At 67.5% G+C, this 15225-nt stretch carries 16 protein-coding genes; 4 read left to right on the top strand and 12 right to left on the bottom strand.

Annotated elements, in window-relative coordinates; translation table 11 throughout:
• Positions 1–23: 23 nt before the first annotated feature.
• The gene (locus tag ABD115_RS00090; RefSeq protein WP_343956938.1) at positions 24–1001 is read right to left on the bottom strand and encodes a rhomboid family intramembrane serine protease; all 978 of its coding nucleotides are present in this window, start codon (positions 999–1001) and stop codon (positions 24–26) included.
• Positions 1002–1003: 2 nt separating this feature from the next.
• Positions 1004–1513: a peptidylprolyl isomerase gene (locus ABD115_RS00085; protein ID WP_343956936.1), complete on the bottom strand. Its 510-nt coding sequence runs from the start codon at positions 1511–1513 to the stop codon at positions 1004–1006.
• Positions 1514–1582: 69 nt separating this feature from the next.
• Between ABD115_RS00085 and ABD115_RS00080 the strand changes: the two genes are divergently transcribed.
• The gene (locus tag ABD115_RS00080; RefSeq protein WP_343956934.1) at positions 1583–2083 is read left to right on the top strand and encodes a DNA/RNA helicase; all 501 of its coding nucleotides are present in this window, start codon (positions 1583–1585) and stop codon (positions 2081–2083) included.
• Between the two features lie 3 nt (positions 2084–2086).
• On the opposite strand, the gene ABD115_RS00075 is transcribed toward ABD115_RS00080, so the two are convergent.
• The 3 genes from ABD115_RS00075 to ABD115_RS00065 all read right to left on the bottom strand — a co-directional run bounded on the left by ABD115_RS00075 (position 2087) and on the right by ABD115_RS00065 (position 4900).
• Positions 2087–2698: an NUDIX hydrolase gene (locus ABD115_RS00075; protein ID WP_343956932.1), complete on the bottom strand. Its 612-nt coding sequence runs from the start codon at positions 2696–2698 to the stop codon at positions 2087–2089.
• 21 nt (positions 2699–2719) lie between these two features.
• Complete coding sequence (locus ABD115_RS00070; protein ID WP_343956930.1) at positions 2720–3784, bottom strand: alpha/beta hydrolase; 1065 nt, start codon at positions 3782–3784, stop codon at positions 2720–2722.
• A gap of 168 nt (positions 3785–3952) precedes the next feature.
• Positions 3953–4900, bottom strand: a complete 948-nt coding sequence (locus ABD115_RS00065) for an EamA family transporter (protein ID WP_343956928.1) — start codon at positions 4898–4900, stop codon at positions 3953–3955.
• Positions 4901–4968: 68 nt separating this feature from the next.
• On the opposite strand from ABD115_RS00065, the gene ABD115_RS00060 reads away from it, so the two are divergent.
• On the top strand, positions 4969–5829 hold the full coding sequence (locus tag ABD115_RS00060) for a LysR family transcriptional regulator (protein WP_343956926.1): 861 nt from the start codon (positions 4969–4971) through the stop codon (positions 5827–5829).
• 88 nt (positions 5830–5917) lie between these two features.
• Here the strand turns inward: ABD115_RS00060 and mmsB are convergent, their stop codons facing one another.
• From mmsB to ABD115_RS00040, 4 genes are all read right to left on the bottom strand, one after another.
• Positions 5918–6826 carry a 3-hydroxyisobutyrate dehydrogenase gene (mmsB, locus tag ABD115_RS00055; RefSeq protein WP_343956924.1) on the bottom strand — a complete coding sequence of 303 codons (909 nt, stop codon included), beginning with the start codon at positions 6824–6826 and terminating at the stop codon, positions 5918–5920.
• Between the two features lie 109 nt (positions 6827–6935).
• Positions 6936–8081: an acyl-CoA dehydrogenase family protein gene (locus tag ABD115_RS00050; protein WP_343956922.1), complete on the bottom strand. Its 1146-nt coding sequence runs from the start codon at positions 8079–8081 to the stop codon at positions 6936–6938.
• A 5-nt stretch (positions 8082–8086) separates the two neighbouring features.
• The gene (locus tag ABD115_RS00045) at positions 8087–9619 is read right to left on the bottom strand and encodes a CoA-acylating methylmalonate-semialdehyde dehydrogenase (RefSeq protein WP_343956920.1); all 1533 of its coding nucleotides are present in this window, start codon (positions 9617–9619) and stop codon (positions 8087–8089) included.
• A 161-nt stretch (positions 9620–9780) separates the two neighbouring features.
• Positions 9781–10425 carry a TetR/AcrR family transcriptional regulator gene (locus ABD115_RS00040; protein WP_343956918.1) on the bottom strand — a complete coding sequence of 215 codons (645 nt, stop codon included), beginning with the start codon at positions 10423–10425 and terminating at the stop codon, positions 9781–9783.
• A gap of 155 nt (positions 10426–10580) precedes the next feature.
• Between ABD115_RS00040 and ABD115_RS00035 the strand changes: the two genes are divergently transcribed.
• Entirely contained in the window at positions 10581–11765 is a 1185-nt protein-coding gene (locus ABD115_RS00035; RefSeq protein ID WP_343957502.1) for a thiolase family protein, read from the top strand.
• Here the strand turns inward: ABD115_RS00035 and ABD115_RS00030 are convergent.
• The 3 genes from ABD115_RS00030 to ABD115_RS00020 are packed head-to-tail and all read right to left on the bottom strand — an operon-like array spanning position 11746 to position 14655.
• Complete coding sequence (locus ABD115_RS00030) at positions 11746–12864, bottom strand: sensor histidine kinase (protein WP_343956916.1); 1119 nt, start codon at positions 12862–12864, stop codon at positions 11746–11748. The genes ABD115_RS00035 and ABD115_RS00030 overlap by 20 nt on opposite strands.
• Positions 12865–12874: 10 nt before the next feature.
• Positions 12875–13561 carry a response regulator transcription factor gene (locus ABD115_RS00025; RefSeq protein ID WP_343956914.1) on the bottom strand — a complete coding sequence of 229 codons (687 nt, stop codon included), beginning with the start codon at positions 13559–13561 and terminating at the stop codon, positions 12875–12877.
• A 47-nt stretch (positions 13562–13608) separates the two neighbouring features.
• Positions 13609–14655 carry a hypothetical protein gene (locus ABD115_RS00020; protein WP_343956912.1) on the bottom strand — a complete coding sequence of 349 codons (1047 nt, stop codon included), beginning with the start codon at positions 14653–14655 and terminating at the stop codon, positions 13609–13611.
• An 81-nt stretch (positions 14656–14736) separates the two neighbouring features.
• On the opposite strand from ABD115_RS00020, the gene ABD115_RS00015 reads away from it, so the two are divergent.
• Positions 14737–15225: TetR/AcrR family transcriptional regulator (locus ABD115_RS00015; RefSeq protein ID WP_343956910.1), on the top strand; the 489-nt coding region annotated here is incomplete at its 3' end.

Raw genomic sequence — 15225 nt, 5'->3', positions numbered from 1 at the left:
CGTTTGCGCGTTACGCGACCGTGTTACAGCGGCGATACCACGAGGAACGCGCACGACAGCGCGACCAGCGCCGCGGCGAGCACCGCGAGCCAAATCGTCTGCCTGGTCTGCAGGCGCGGCCCTCGGGTTTGCACGATGATCCACATCGCGATGGCGCCGACGATCATGCCGCCGAGGTGGGCCTGCCATGAGATACTCGCGCCCGGCATAAACCCGATACCGAAGTTGATCGCAAGCAAGACGATGAGCGACGTCGCGTTAACGTTCATCGAGCGGAACGCCACGACGGTCGCCGCGAGCACGCCGAAGATCGCCCCCGAGGCGCCGACCGTCGGGGTGAACAGGCCAACGGTGTCGGCGTAGCCCCACAGCATCACGCCGAGCGAGCCGCCGAGGCCAGCCAACAGGTACAGCGCGAGAAATCGCCACTTCCCTATCATCTGTTCGAGGTTGCGGCCGAACATGAACAGCGCCAGCATGTTGAACAGAATGTGCGGCAAGAAGCCGACCGAGTGGGTGAACATCACCGTGAGCATGCGCCACGGCTGGAACTGCGCATCGACGTACGCCCCATCGGGGTAGCCAGCCAGCGCGCCAGGAGCGACCTCGTGCATGCCGTCGGCGAGCGAGTACGTCGGAACGTACCACAGCCCCGTTGTCACGCCGTTCGTGCCGAAGTGATTGCTCAGCAGTTGCAGCACGAAAACGATGACGTTGATCGCGATGATCGACATCGTCACGGGGTATTCGAGGGCGGCGAAGCGCCGCCCGGCGACCCGAGCTGATCGGCCGACGCGCGCGGCGCCCTTGGGCCCAGCGCTCGTCTGCTTCACGCAGTCTCGGCACAGCACCCCCACGGGCGACTGAATCTGGCACTCGGCGCAGATCGTTCGCCCGCAGCGCTGACAGAGCGTGAAGCTCTGCCTGCCGGGGTGGCGATAGCACACGTCGCTCTCGCCGTACTCTGCCCGCTCGCCGAAGCTCGGGCCGCTTGTTGCCAAGGTTAGGCCGCGACGATATCGACGCCGGTCATCACGACGTCCTCTACCGGGCGATCGGCTGCGCCAGTCTGCACTGCCGAGATGGTGTCGACGACTGCCTTCGACTCGTCGTTAGCGACCTCACCGAAGATGGTGTGCTTGCCGTTGAGCCAGTCGGGAGCGATCGTGGTGATGAAGAACTGCGAGCCGTTCGTGCCGGCGAGACGGCCGGTCATGTCGGGGCGCTTGCCCGCGTTTGCCATAGCGAGCTGGTAGGGAGCGTTGAAGGTGAGCTCGGGGTGAATCTCATCGTCGAAGTTGTAGCCGGGGCCGCCGGTACCGGTGCCCGTCGGGTCGCCGCCCTGAATCATGAAGTTCGGGATGATGCGGTGGAAGATCACACCGTCGTAGAAGCCCTTCTCTGCGAGATCAACGAAGTTCTTCACCGTCTTCGGTGCGTGGTCACCAAACAGGTTGATGACAATGTCTCCGTGGTTGGTGTGGATAGTCGCTACTGCGGTGTGAATGGTCATGTCATAAGTGTACGGTGTAGCGTGGGAAGCCAAGTGGACGCGTCCCGTGCTACTTGAAGGAGGATCCGAATGAAACTCTCACGCAAGCGCCGCCGCGAGCTCCGTGACCTGCGCTCCGATGCCCAGCTGCTGCTCGATCAGCAGCTCGAAGTGCTCGGCAACGCCGGCGCCGTCATTAAGCACGCCGGGCACCAGGCCAGACTTCTCAGCGATGAGCATGTCGCGCCGCGAGTCGATCAGGCAGTCGATCGGGTTCGCCCGGTGGTGGATCGCGGGGTCGCATCAGCGCGCAACGCCGCCCGCACGGTGAAGCGTGCGACCGCCCCGGCAGTCGCGAGCGCGCTCGTCTCGACAATTCGCACGCTCGACGACATCGAGAACCCGAAGGCTGCGGCCCAGGTTCGCGACTTCGGTGTGCGCACAGGCTACCTCGAGCCAGTCAAGAAGAAGCGCAATGTCGGCGGCACCATCGCCATCGTGCTCGGAGCGGCCGCTGCGGTCGGCGTCGGCTACGCGCTGTGGCAGGCCTTTCGCACCGACGACGAGCTCTGGGTCGCGCCCGAGAGCTAATGCTTAGGCGGGTTGCCCGCCCGAGCGGCCAGCGCCCCGCGATCTCGATCGACCCGATCCTGTTCGCGGGGCGTTCGCCTTCGTGGCGCCCTTCGTGGCGCCCTTTGCGGTGCCCTTGGCGCCGCCCTTCGGGCCGCCACCTGTGCCGCCAGCCCTGCCGGCGCCCTTTCCACCGCCCTTCGAGCCGCCCGGGCGCCGCGAAATACCGGCCATGCGCAGCCCCGTCTGCACGAGTGAGAGCGTCTTCAGCGAACCGATGTCTTTCAGCGAAACCCACCTGGCCTCGTCAGAGGAGCCGTCGACCTCGTGCTGCAACGGCCCGTCTTGCACGCTCGCCCGGTAGACGATTCGAATGGTGTGGAGTTCGGGGTCATCTCCGGCCGGAACCTCCTCGCGCACCATGACGCGGGAGTCGACCCCGAGCAGACGGCCGACCTTCGCAGTCAGCCCTGTTTCTTCAAGCACTTCCCGAAGCACGGCGTCTCTCGGGTCTTCGCCGCTTTCGATGCCACCGCCCGGCAAAGTCCAGCCGTGCAGGTGCCCGCGACGCCAGTGAGTGAGCAGGATCTTGCCGCGGCGCTCGATGACCGCGTAGGCCGCTACCCGTAGATCCATACAGCGAGCCTACCGTGACGCTTAGTCGAGCGCGCAGCGCCACCCCTGAGCGAAGCGTCCGAGCCGCGCGTATGCATCGGCTCGCGGCACATCGCCCGACACGAAAACGTCGTGCAGTGCCCCGTCAATGCGCTCCACGGTCACCGATGGCCCGAGGCGCAGCGCCGCTCGCGAAATATCGTCGACGTCGAGCACCGAATCAGCCCGGGTGAGCTCCTCGCTCCACCGGGTCGGCAGCGCGGAGCGCCTCGACAGCAGCACGCACACCGGTGCTTCGATGTTCAGGCCGCGATAGACGCTGTCGTGCCCGGCGAGAATCGCGCGCAGCCAACCCGCGTGCACTGGGTGGCTCTGCTCGGGCTTCCACTCGGTGTTGATGCGCTCGACGTCGCTTGCCGGGCCGACCGTTCTCACCGCGCGAGCGTAGAAGCCGTAGTCGAGCTGTGGAATGCCCTCGAGCGGGCTGTACTTCGCGCCGAGGTTCACTATCGGGGCGATCATTTGCCTGCCCCTCGCCGAGAGCTGCAGCTCGAGCCACGGGCTGTTGAGCACGAGCGCGTCGGCTATGCCGGGGTGACGGCTCGCCCAGAGGCTGAGCACCAGGCCTCCGGTCGAGTGGCCGAGCAGCACCAGTTTGCGCGCCTCCTGGCTGCGCGGCGCCGAAGCGCGCATTTCGGCGAGCGCGAAGTCGATCTCGGCGTCGTAGTCACCAAGGTCGGCAATGTAGCCCGCGGTTTGCCCAGGCCGCAAGCTCCGCCCGTAGCGCCGCAGGTCGAGGGCGAAAAAGCGGGCGCCGCGCAGGGTCCAGAAGCGCGCGAGGTCGGCCTGAAAGAAATAGTCTGACCACCCGTGCACGTACAGCACATCGACGTCTTCGAGGCCGCGCTGCCGCCCAGTCAGCCGATTCCACCAGCTCAGCGGCTCCGGCAGCGACCGAACGAGGGTCGCAACGAGCTGGTGAGCGTTGAGCGGGCCCTGCTGCGTGTCGCGCGTCGAGTCGACGAGGCCCGGGTCGTCATCGATGCCGAGCTCGAAGGTCAGCTGCTCGAACCCGTCGCCAAGCACATCCGGCCGCCAGTCGATCATGTTCACAGTCTACGATCGGGCGGGTCACTGCGCGCGACAATATTTTGCGGCGCCCGCACGGCGCCCACACTGCGCCCACACTGCGCCCACACTGCGCCCACACCGCGCCCACACGGCGCCCACACGGCGCCGGCTGGCCTGCGCCAGCTAGCCAGTGCAGACCGGGCGCTACCGCCGCGCGCGCAGCGCCCTCGTGGAGGTCACGAGCACATTACTCGCCACAACGAGCGCGATTCCGACGAGCTCGTTGGTGTGCAGCTGCTGGCCGAGCAGCGCAAACCCGACGAGCGCCGCCCACACCGGGTGCATGCTCTGTAGCGTGCTGAACAGGCCTGCTGGGAGGCGGCGCAGCGCAACGATGTCGATGGAAAAAGGCAGCACCGACGACGCGAGCCCGCACAGCACCCCGAGGCCGATCGCCCAGAGCGGCGGCGGGTGTGACGCGAACCACCAGGCGGCGATCGGGATCCACGCGACCCCAGAGATCAAACTCGCGATTGCCGTGCCCTGCACCCCGGGCAGCGTGCGCCCGATGTGGCGATTGAGCAGAATGTAGGCCGCCCAGGCCGCGGCAGACAGCAGGCCAATCGCCACGCCAACGAGGTCTGAGGTTGGGCCGGGGTTGACGAGCGTCACGACGCCAACGACGGCGATGACTCCCCCGATCGCGTCGATGAACCGCCGCGCACTGAGTATGACGAGCGCGAGCGGCCCGAGAAACTCAAGAGTGATCGCGAGGCCGAGGCCGAGTCGCTCGATGGCGAGATACACAGACGTGTTCATCACGCTGAACACCAGGGCAAGGGCGAGGGCCGCGAACCAGTCTGTGCGTCGAAGCGCGCGGAATTTCGGTCGCCCGATCGGCACGAGCACGGCAGCTGCCACGAGTTGGCGGATCGCGACGACGCCGACCGGCCCGATCGCCGGGAACGCGAGTGCCCCGGTAGCCGCCCCGAGCTGGTTACCGAGCGAGGCGATCTGCGTCAGCCCGATGCCGCGCCAGAGCCCCGCCGCGCCCGCGGCATCGCTCGGGAGTGCGACGGGAATACTCGCCCGCCCGCCGCCGCGCGACGCCGCTGCGCTCCCGCCTCGCGATGAAGGGTGCAGTTTGCTCACAAACCAACCATAGGCTCAGTTTCGCTCCTTGCATTGTGCAACTTTTGGCGTAGGCATACGCTTTATGTATGGAATGGTCTCTGCGCGAGCTGCGCTGTTTCGTCGCCGCTGCCACCCACGGCACAATCACCGACGCCGCGGCCGAACTCCACGTCTCGCAGGCGTCGGCATCGCGCGCGATCGGGAGCCTCGAAACGGCGCTCGGGCAGCGCGTGCTCAGGCGCGGCAGATACGGCTGCGAGCCGACCGCATTCGGCGAGGCGCTGCTGCCGCAGGCCCGCAGGCTGCTCGCCCAGGTCGACACCGTCAACTCGCTCGCGAAGCGCGAGCATCACCGCCTCAGACTCGGCTACGCGTGGTCAGCTCTTGGCACGCACACTACCGGGCTGTTGCGCGAGTGGCGCGCCGCACAGCCGGGCATCGAGCTGCACTTCGACCAGCACGGCTCCCCCACCTCCGGCCTCGCCGAGGGCCGCTGCGACGTCGCGATCATGCGCAGCTCCCCCGACCAAGCAAAGTACGCGAGCGCCGTGATCGGGCTCGAGCGCAGGGTCGCGGTGTTCTCGGCCGATGACGCGCTGTGGTCGCGCCGCCGCAGCCTCCGCATGCGCGACTTCAGCGGGCGAACCGTCGCCGCCGAGCCCCGCGCCGGCACCACGAGGCGCGAGTTGTGGGACGGGGGCCCGGCCCCAGACCGCTTCATCGCCGTCGCAGACACTGAGGACTGGTTGAACACGATCTCCGCAGGCATCGCGGTCGGGGTATCGGCAGAGGCGACCTCGGTGCACCACGCGCGCAGCGGGGTCAAATTCATTCCGATCACCGACGCGCCACGCATCGCGGTCCATCTCGCGTGGTGGCGCGGTGAACCCCCCGCTGGGCTCGACGCGCTGATCGAACTCACCACACGGCTGTACGCCCGCGGCTAGCACGCAGGCGCGCTGCGCTCTCAGATAGCTCCGGGCGCACACCTCGCCGGGCGCGACGCCGCTTCGCGCTCGAGGCCGGTTTCGCTCCCTAGGCCGATTCCCCGCTCTCTGCGCGAATCGTGTTGATGATGCCCGAGAAATCCTGCTGCGCACCAGGCCCCGAGGCATAGTCGGCGTAGCGCTGCTGCGCCAGCAGGCCCAGCTCGGCGTGCACTCCAGTGAGCGCGATCATCTGCTCCGCGAGCCCCAAATCTTTCGCCATGAGCGCGCCGGCGAAGCCTGGCTGATAGTCGTTGTTCGCGGGGCTCGTTGGCACCGGGCCGGGCACCGGGCAGTTCGTCGTGAGCGCCCAGCACTGACCCGACGCGTTGCTCGCAACGTCAAAGAGCGCCTGATGTGAGAGCCCCAGCCGCTCGCCGAGCACGAAGGCCTCTGCCACGGCGATCTGGGTCACCCCAAGAATCATGTTGTTGCACACCTTCGCCGCCTGCCCGAGACCCGCACCACCGCAGTGCACGATCCGCCCACCCATCGCATCGAGCGCGGGCCGCGCGGCCGCGAAGTCTGCCGCCTCGCCCCCCACCATAAAGGCGAGCGTTCCCTTCTCGGCGCCGACGACGCCGCCAGAAACCGGGGCGTCGAGCGCGCGGTGACCCGCGGCGACCGCGAGCCCCGCCGCGCTGCGCGCCTCGTCGACCGCGATCGTCGAGCAGTCGAGAAAGAGCGTGTTCGGCCGGGCCGCCGCCAAAAGCCCGGGGGCCGCTCCGCCCGCATACGCGGCGAGCACGTGTGAGCCCGCCGGCAGCATGGTGATGACGATATCGGCGGTCGCTGCCGCATCAGCCGCCGAGTCAGCGATCTCGATACCGGCCTCCCGCGCGGCCTCGCAGAGCTCTGGCACCAGGTCGAAGCCTCTCACGGTAAACCCTGCCCGCGCGAGGTTCGCCGCCATTGGCCGCCCCATGTGCCCGAGCCCAATAAACGCAATCGTTGTCATGATCTCTCCTTCGTTTGCTTCGGTTTGCCACGTTGCCCGCCGCCGCGCTCCCGCGGCCGCGCTCCTGCCGCCAGCGTGCGCCGCCAGCGTGCGCCGCTAGCGTGTGCCGCTAGCGTGTGCCGCTTTTCAGCAGCCCGCGGCCCACGATCGTTCGCATGATCTCGTTCGTTCCCTCCAGAATCTGATGAACGCGCAGGTCTCGCACGACCCGTTCGATGCCGTACTCGTGCAGGTACCCGTACCCGCCGTGCAGTTGCAACGCGGCGTTTGCCCCGTCGAACGCGACATCGGTAGCAAAGCGTTTTGCGAGGGCGCAGGCCACCGCGGTGTCTTTCGCCCCCGCGTCCATTTTCGCCGCGGCGCGCTCGAGCAGCGCGCGGGCGGCCTGCAGGTTTGTCTCGATGTCTGCGAGCGTGAAGACGATCGACTGGTTCGCGGCGAGCGGCGCTCCGAACGCGTGACGCTCCTGCACGTAGCTCGCCGCCCGCTCGAGCGCCCACTGCGCCCCGCCGACGGAGCACGCACCGATGTTCACGCGGCCGCCATTCAGCCCCTTCATCGCGATGTGAAAGCCGTCGCCCTCCTCGCTGAGGCGGTTGGCGACGGGCACGCGCACCTCGTCGAAGATGACCTGGCGCGTCGGTTGCGCGTTCCACCCCATCTTGTGCTCATTCGGCCCGAAGCTCAGCCCCGGAGTGTCTTTCTCGACGACAATGGTGCTGATTCCGCTCGACCCCGGGCCGCCCGTTCGCGCCATGACGACGTACACGGCCGCGGCCCCCGCCCCAGAAATGAACTGCTTCGTGCCGTTAATGACGTAGCTGTCGCCGTCGCGCCGCGCGCTCGTGGTGATCGCGGCTGCGTCTGAGCCCGCGCCCGGTTCGGTCAGGCAGTATGCCCCGAGATCTGTCATCGCTGTCATTCGCGGCAGCCACCTCGCGCGCTGCTCCGCCGACCCAAAGGTGTCGATCATCCAGGCCGTCATGTTGTGAATTGAGATGTAGGCCGCAACCGCCGTGTCTCCCCTGGCGAGCTCCTCGAAGATCGCGACTGCGTCGAGCCGGGAGAGCCCCGAGCCGTACTCCTCGCCAACGTAGATGCCGCCGAGACCCAATTCGCCCGCGGCCGCGAGCGCATCGAGCGGAAACGTGCGCTCGGCGTCGCGAGCTGCCGCGAAGGGCGCAAGCTCTGCATCGGCGAAGTCACGCACGGCGGCTACGAGGGCTGCCCGCTCCTCAGCTGCTGTGTTCTCCATCGTGTCTAATCCATCGTTGGGATGACGAAGCTTGCGCCTTCTTTGGTGCCCGAGGGCCAGCGGCTCGTGACGGTCTTTGTCTTGGTGTAGAACCTAAACGAGTCTGGGCCGTGCTGGTTGAGGTCGCCGAAGCCCGACCGCTTCCAGCCGCCGAAGGTGTGGTAGGCGATGGGCACGGGAATCGGCACGTTCACACCGACCATGCCGACGTTGACCCGCGCGGTAAAGTCGCGCGCGGTGTCGCCGTCTCGGGTGAAGATTGCGACGCCGTTGCCGTATTCGTGATCGCTCGCCAGCGCGAGCGCCTCTTCGTATGTCGCTGCGCGCGCGATCACGAGCACCGGGCCGAAGATCTCCTCGAGGTAGATCTTCATGCTCGGGGTGACGTGATCGAACAGCGTCGGCCCGAGGTAGTAGCCGTTCTCGTAGCCCTCGACGACGTGGCCGCGACCGTCTGCGAGCAGCGTTGCGCCCTCGTCAATGCCGAGCTGAATGTAGTGCTCGACGCGCGCCTTCGCGTCGGCGCTCACGAGCGGGCCGTAGTCGGCCGTCTCGTCGAGCGCCGGCCCGACGCGCAGCTCCGCAACCCGTTCGGTGAGTTTTGCCGCGAGTGCTTCTGCGGTCTGCTCTCCGACAGGCACAGCAACCGAGATCGCCATGCAGCGCTCACCGGCGGAGCCGTAGCCAGCTCCGATCAACGCGTCGGCTACCTGGTCGAGGTCAGCGTCTGGCATCACAATCATGTGATTCTTTGCCCCGCCGAAGCACTGGGCTCGCTTGCCCTCGGCGGCTGCGGTCTCGTAGATGTACTGCGCGATGGGCGTCGAACCGACGAAGCCAATCGCCCGCACGCGCTCGTCGTGCAGCAGCGCGTCGACGGCCTCTTTATCGCCGTTGACCACGTTGAATACCCCGGGCGGCAGGCCCGCCTCGAGCAGCAGCTCCGCGATGCGCAGCGGCACGGAGGGGTCGCGCTCGGAGGGCTTGAGAATGAAGGCGTTGCCAGCGGCAAGCGCCGGGCCAGCCTTCCACAGCGGAATCATCGCGGGGAAGTTGAACGGGGTGATGCCCGCGACGACGCCGAGCGGCTGGCGCATGGAGTACACGTCAACGCCGGTGCCGACGGCGGTGGAGTATTCGCCCTTCAGCAGGTGCGGCCCGCCCACGGCGAACTCAATGACCTCGACGCCGCGCTGAATGTCGCCGATGGAGTCTGCGACCGTCTTACCGTGTTCACGCGACAGCAGCTTCGCAAGCTCAGGGGTGTCGCGAGCAATGAGGTCGAGAAACCGGAGCAGCACGCGGGCTCGGCGCTGAGGGTTCAGTGCCGCCCACTCGAGCTGCGCCGCGGCGGCGTTGTCGATCGCGGCAGTCACTTCGGCCGTGCTCGCGAGCGGCACCTGTGCCTGCACGAGCCCGACGCTCGGGTCGTACACGTCGCTGAACCTGCCCGACGTGCCCGCGACGTGTTCGCCGCCGATGAAGTGGGTGAGTACTCGCTGCTCGCCGGGGTGTTGTGGGTGAGCTGTTGCGGTCATTGGACGCTCCTTCGGGCCGTCGACGTGGTCGGGGTGGGCGCGCTCGTAACTCGCCTCCTCCGCTACTCCCGAGCGTAAACGAACGATCGTTCAAAAACAATGGGCAAGGCAATTATTCCTGCCGCGCTAGCGCTCCCCGCGGCCGATCCGCTCCCGCCCCGTTACCGCGGAGCGTCGATCGCACCGACCATGTCGAGCGACAGCCGCGCGTATCGCTCGGCCAGGCCCTGGGGGCTAATGTCGCCGTCGAGCTTGTACCAGGTCGCGACCGCGATTCCCATGTTGAGAATCGCGCGCGCCGCCTCGCGCGGATAGGGGGTGGTAAACGCGCCGAGCCGCGTGCCGCGCTCGATCGTTTCGACGAAGAGCGCCTCCTGCTCGTCGCGCAGCGCGATGACCCGCTCGCGCCCCTCACCCTCGAGGCAGTGCACCTCCGAAGCGCCAACGCGCGCGTCTTCCTGCCTGACCGTGTGAAACTCGACCCAGGCCCGCACGAGCGCCTGCAACTGCTCGGCCGGGCGATCGTCGGAGATCGCCTGCACGCTCGCGCTCGTGCTCGCGAACACATCTTGGATGGTCATCGTCATGACAGCCTGCAAGATCTCCTGCTTGCTGGCGAAGTGGTGGTAGATCCCTGCGAGCGCAATCTCAGCCTCCGCGGCGATGTCGCGCATCGAGGCGCCGAAGTAGCCGCGCGCGGCAAAGCATTTGAGCGCGGCGGCAATCACAGCCGCTCGCGCGTCACCGTTACGAGATCTTGCGCGCGGCTGGCGTTTGGCCGCGCCAGCATTTTCGGCGTTGCTCACGCACACACACTATCGCGGCCTGCGGGCGACCGTGGCGCCATCGACTCACTTCTGCCATGCTGGAGCCATATTCAGAGCCATTCTGAGCCGCACCGGAGCGTCACACCCTGGCTGCGTGCGGCTCTTCACCCGCCACAAGGAGCCATGACACCGTGATCACGACCGAGCGAATCGCAATCGTTGCGGGGGCACGCACCCCCGTCGGAAGCTTCGGAAAGGCCTTCCGCGAGACCCCTGCCCACGAGCTCGGGGCTGCCGCCGTGCGCGAGGCGCTCGCGCGCTCCGGGGTCTCGGCCGACGAGATCGGCGAGGTTGTCATGGGCAATATCGGCCAGGTTGGTGCCGACGCCTACAACGCCAGGCGTGTGGCCCTCGCCGCCGGGCTGCACACCAGGGTGCCCGCGTTCACGGTCAACCGCCTCTGCGGCTCGGGCCTCCAGGCGATCTGGTCGGGTGCGCAGCAACTGCTCTGGGGCGGCGTCGATGCGGTTGTCGCGGGCGGTGACGAGAACATGACGAGGCTGCCGTTTTACGACTACAACGCGCGCTTTAACGACAGGCTGGGTGATCGCACGCTCGTCGACGGCACACTGCAGATGCTCTCAGACCCGTTCACTGGCATGCACATGGGCATGACAGCAGAAAACGTCGCTGAGCGGTTCGGGGTGAGCCGCGAGGAGCAAGACGCGTTCGCCCTTGAGAGCCAGCGACGCGCGGCACTCGCGGAGTCGCAGGCCGCGTTCGCCGAGGAGATCGTGCCGGTGACCACCGCCGGGCGCCGACCGGTGACGGTGACGGTCGACGAGCACCCGAAGCCCGACACGACGCTCGAGGTGCTCGCTGGGTTGCGGCCGGCGTTCACGGCGGGCGGATCAGTGACAGCCGGAAACGCCTCGGGCATCAACGACGGCGCGGCCGCCGTCGTGCTCATGCGGGAGTCTGACGTGCGTGCTCGCGGGCTCTCGGCGCTCGCCACGATCGAGGCCGTCACAACTGCCGGCATCGAACCCGAGATCATGGGCTACGCGCCAACGCTCGCCCTCGAAAAGCTGTTCGCGCAGACCGGTCTTGGGCCGAGCGATATTGGGCACACGGAGATGAACGAGGCGTTCGCTTCGCAGGCCGTCGCCGTGATTCGAGATGCCAGCCTCGACCCCGAGCGCACCAACCCGTTTGGTGGCGCAATCGCGCTGGGGCACCCCGTCGGCGCGACAGGGGCGATTCTCAGCCTGCGGGCAGCGATGAATCTGCAGCGCAACGGCCTCGATCATGCTGTCGTGTCCATGTGCATCGGTGGCGGCCAGGCGCTCGCGGCGCTGTTCAAGCGCTGGGAGGGCTAGCCCAGCGGCTGGCTGGAGCGTCATCAGTGTCGTGATGACCTCGGAACAGCGGTAGCTCGACGCGCACGCGCAACCCCCCGCTCGGGCGCGCGTCGAGCGTCAGTTCGCCGCCGTGCGCCCGGGTGACGCTCGAAACGATCGCCAACCCGAGCCCCGCCCCGCTGTCGTCGCCGCGCGCTCGCTGCGCCCCGCGCTGAAACGGCTCGGTGAGCGTCGGTATCAGCTCGGCCGGGACTGTGCTTCCGGTATTCTCGACGCTGAGGCGCACGCGATCGCCCACGCTCGCCAGCGCGATGCTGATCCACCCGCCTTCCGCTGCGTTGTGCACGATCGCGTTGAGCACGAGATTGCTCACCAGCTGCAGCAGCAGCGTCTCGGATCCCTCCACAACGGCAGCATCGAGCTCGGTTTCGATGGCTATCCCGCGTGATTCCGCGCGAGGCAGGTGTGTCTCGATAGCCTCCTCGACGAGCAGCGACAGATCGACGCCTTCGCGCTCGAACAGCCTGTGTTCGCTGCGGCTGAGCAGCAGCAGCGATTCGATGAGCTCGATTGCCCTCACGTTTACTCCCCAGAGCCGCTCGACGAGCTCGCTGGCGTCTTCGGGCGGCTCGCGCCTAGCCACGTCAAGCATCGCCTGCGTGATCGCGAGCGGGGTGCGCAGCTCGTGGGAGGCATTCGCTGCGAAGCGCTCCTGGCTCGCGACGTGCTGCTCGAGCTCGTCGAGCATGGCATCAAAGGCAGCCGCCAGTTCGCGAAACTCCTCGGCGCCGTCTTCCAGGGCGATCCTGGCAGTCAGCTCGCCGTCTGCCACCCGTCGTGTCACTGCTGTCACTCTTGCCAGTGGCGCGAGCATTTTGCCGGCCAGGATCCACCCGCCAACCGAGCCGATGAGCAGCATCACCGCGAGCGCCCACATCGCCGGCGGCACGAAGGCCCGCAGCAGGTCGCGCTGGCCCGGAAAGAACTCGTCTCCGTGCAGCATCGCGCGCGCTGGCACGTAGCGCAGCAGAAACACCCACACAACCGCGAGCATGAGCAGGCTTGCCGCAAGCACGAGGCCGACATAGCTTGCGGTGAGACGCAGCCGTGCGCTCACAGGCCAGCGCCTACTTCGACGCTGCACCGGGCGCCTCTCCCGTGTCGATGCGATACCCGACACCAGGCACCGTCGCGATCGCCCACGGCTCGCCGAGCCGCTTGCGCAGCGCCGACATCGTGATGCGCACGGCGTTCGTGAACGGGTCTGCATTCTCATCCCAGGCGCGCTCGAGCAGCTCCTCGGCGCTCACCACGCCGCCCTCTGCCGCGACAAGCACCTCGAGCACCGCGAACTGTTTGCGCGTGAGCGCAATGTAGCGTCCGTTTCGAAACACCTCCCGGCGAAACGGGTCGACCCGCAGGCCCGCGAGCTCCCGCACCGGGGGGCGGTGGTGCGCGCGGCGACGATCAAGCGCCCGCAGGCGCAGTGTCAGCTCGTGCAGCTCGAACGGCTTCGTGAGGTAGTCGTCGGCGCCGAGCTCGAAGCCCGAGGCCTTATCGTCGAGGCGATCTGCCGCGGTGAGCATGATGATGGGAAGGCCGCTCCCCGACGCGACAATGCTCGCCGCGACCTCGTCTCCCGAGGGGCCAGGGATATCGCGGTCGAGCACCGCGATATCGTAGTCGTTCACCGCGAGCAGCTCGAGTGCGGCGTCACCGTCTGCGGCGATGTCGGCCGCGATGGCCTCGAGCCGCAGCCCGTCTCGAATGGCCTCGGCGAGCAGGGGTTCGTCTTCGACGAGCAGTACGCGCATGCCTCCTATCGTACGAACACCCCCGTATCGCGAACATATGAAAAACCTCAGGCGCGCCTGCGCAGCGCCAGGAGCATTCCGAGCAGCAGCCAGCCCCCAAGCAGCCACCACTGCTGGGCCGTCGCTGCCTCAGGGAAGTAGCTGATGTTTCGCGCGAGCGTCGTCGTGGCCCCGGGAATGAGCCACTGCCCGAAATAGCCGAGGCCGGCCGGCAGAAACTGATGCGGCACAGCGAACGCCGCCCACGGCATCGCTGCGAACAGAGTGAGCGCCGCAGCCACGCCGATACCCGCTCGCCCCAGCGCGGCGTGCAACCCGACGAAGAGGCCGCTGGTGGCCGCGAGCGAGAGTGATAGCGCGAGCCAGACTAGACCAAACGGCGCCTCGTAGATCTCGAGCCACGTCGTGAGGGTCAGCGTGAGAAGCAGGCCAGCGGTCACGCCAAAGCCGAGCACCGCGCCAATGCGCTGGGCTCGACCACGTATGGTGAACGACATGAGCAGGCCCGAGAGCAGCGCGCCAACGGTGAGCGGGATGCCCGCCGCGGTGATTCCGGCACCGTTCGGGTCGCCCTCGGTGTAGGGCGCGAGGTCGGTCAGGGTGACAGTTGGCAGCTCTGCGGGCAGTTGGCTCGCCGCGGCCGCCGGGTCGGGCGCTGCCCGCACTGCGCCGTGCAGCGCGCCGTAGAGCTGCGTGTCGAGCGTGTTTTGAAGCTGCTGCGTGATGCCCGCCATCAGCGAGGCGCTCGTCGCCCCGGCAGCGCTCGCGGTGACGACCTCTGGCGCACCCTGGGTGAGCACGAGCGCTCCAATGTAGGTGCGATCTTCGACGCCCGCCGTTGCTGCTGTTCGGCTGTCAACTTGTTCGAGCTCAACAATCTCGCCGAGCCCCTCCTCCGCGCCTGCAAGGAACCCATCGACGAGCGCCGAGTCGCCCGTCACGGCGACGGCGAGGCCCTCTGGCTCCCCGCGCGCGGCCGGCCAGGCAAACGTCACCACAAGCAGCGTGAGGGCCACTGCGGCGCCCGCAACGACTCCCGCGCTCCTCGGCCAACGGTTGGTTCGCGGTGTAGTTAGTTCGATGGGGGCGGTCATGTCTACCTCCTTAAAGCGAATGTTCATTCTTTATACTACGCCTGTTGCGCACCATGTCTAGGGGGTGTTCGGCGGGGCCCGGTGGTCAGCGGACGGCGGCCGGCGGTGGGCCGACAGCGGCTGGCGGTCGGCGGACAGCAGCTGGCGGTCGGCGGACAGCGGTCGGCGGTTTTGGGCACGACCGCCCCGGTTATTATCGAAAGCAGGTTGGTTCTCGAGCGAGAGAGGGGCGCCATGCCCAAGGTCAGCGCCGCGCACATGCAATCCAGGCGCGAACAAATCGTACGCGCGGCGATCGCCGAGTTCAGCGCCAACGGGATTCACTCGACCTCAATGGCCGCCATTATCGCGGCCTCTGGCCTCTCTGCTGGGGCGATCTACACACATTTCTCTGGGAAAGACGAGATCATCGCGTTTGCATCGCAAACGGCGATCTCCGGGGTGTTCGCGGGCGTAGAGCATGCGCTCAAAGACCTGCCGCCGCAGAACGAAGCGGCCATCTTTCAGCTCATCACCGCCGGCATCAACGAGGCGGCGGTGAGCCCCGGTTTCATCGTGCAGGTCTGGGCC

It is taken from the genome of Leucobacter albus, from assembly GCF_039528015.1.
GTDB lineage: Bacteria > Actinomycetota > Actinomycetes > Actinomycetales > Microbacteriaceae > Leucobacter > Leucobacter albus.
The sequence above is the reverse complement of the archived record's forward strand: the minus strand, read 5'-3'. Positions and strand labels throughout refer to the sequence as shown.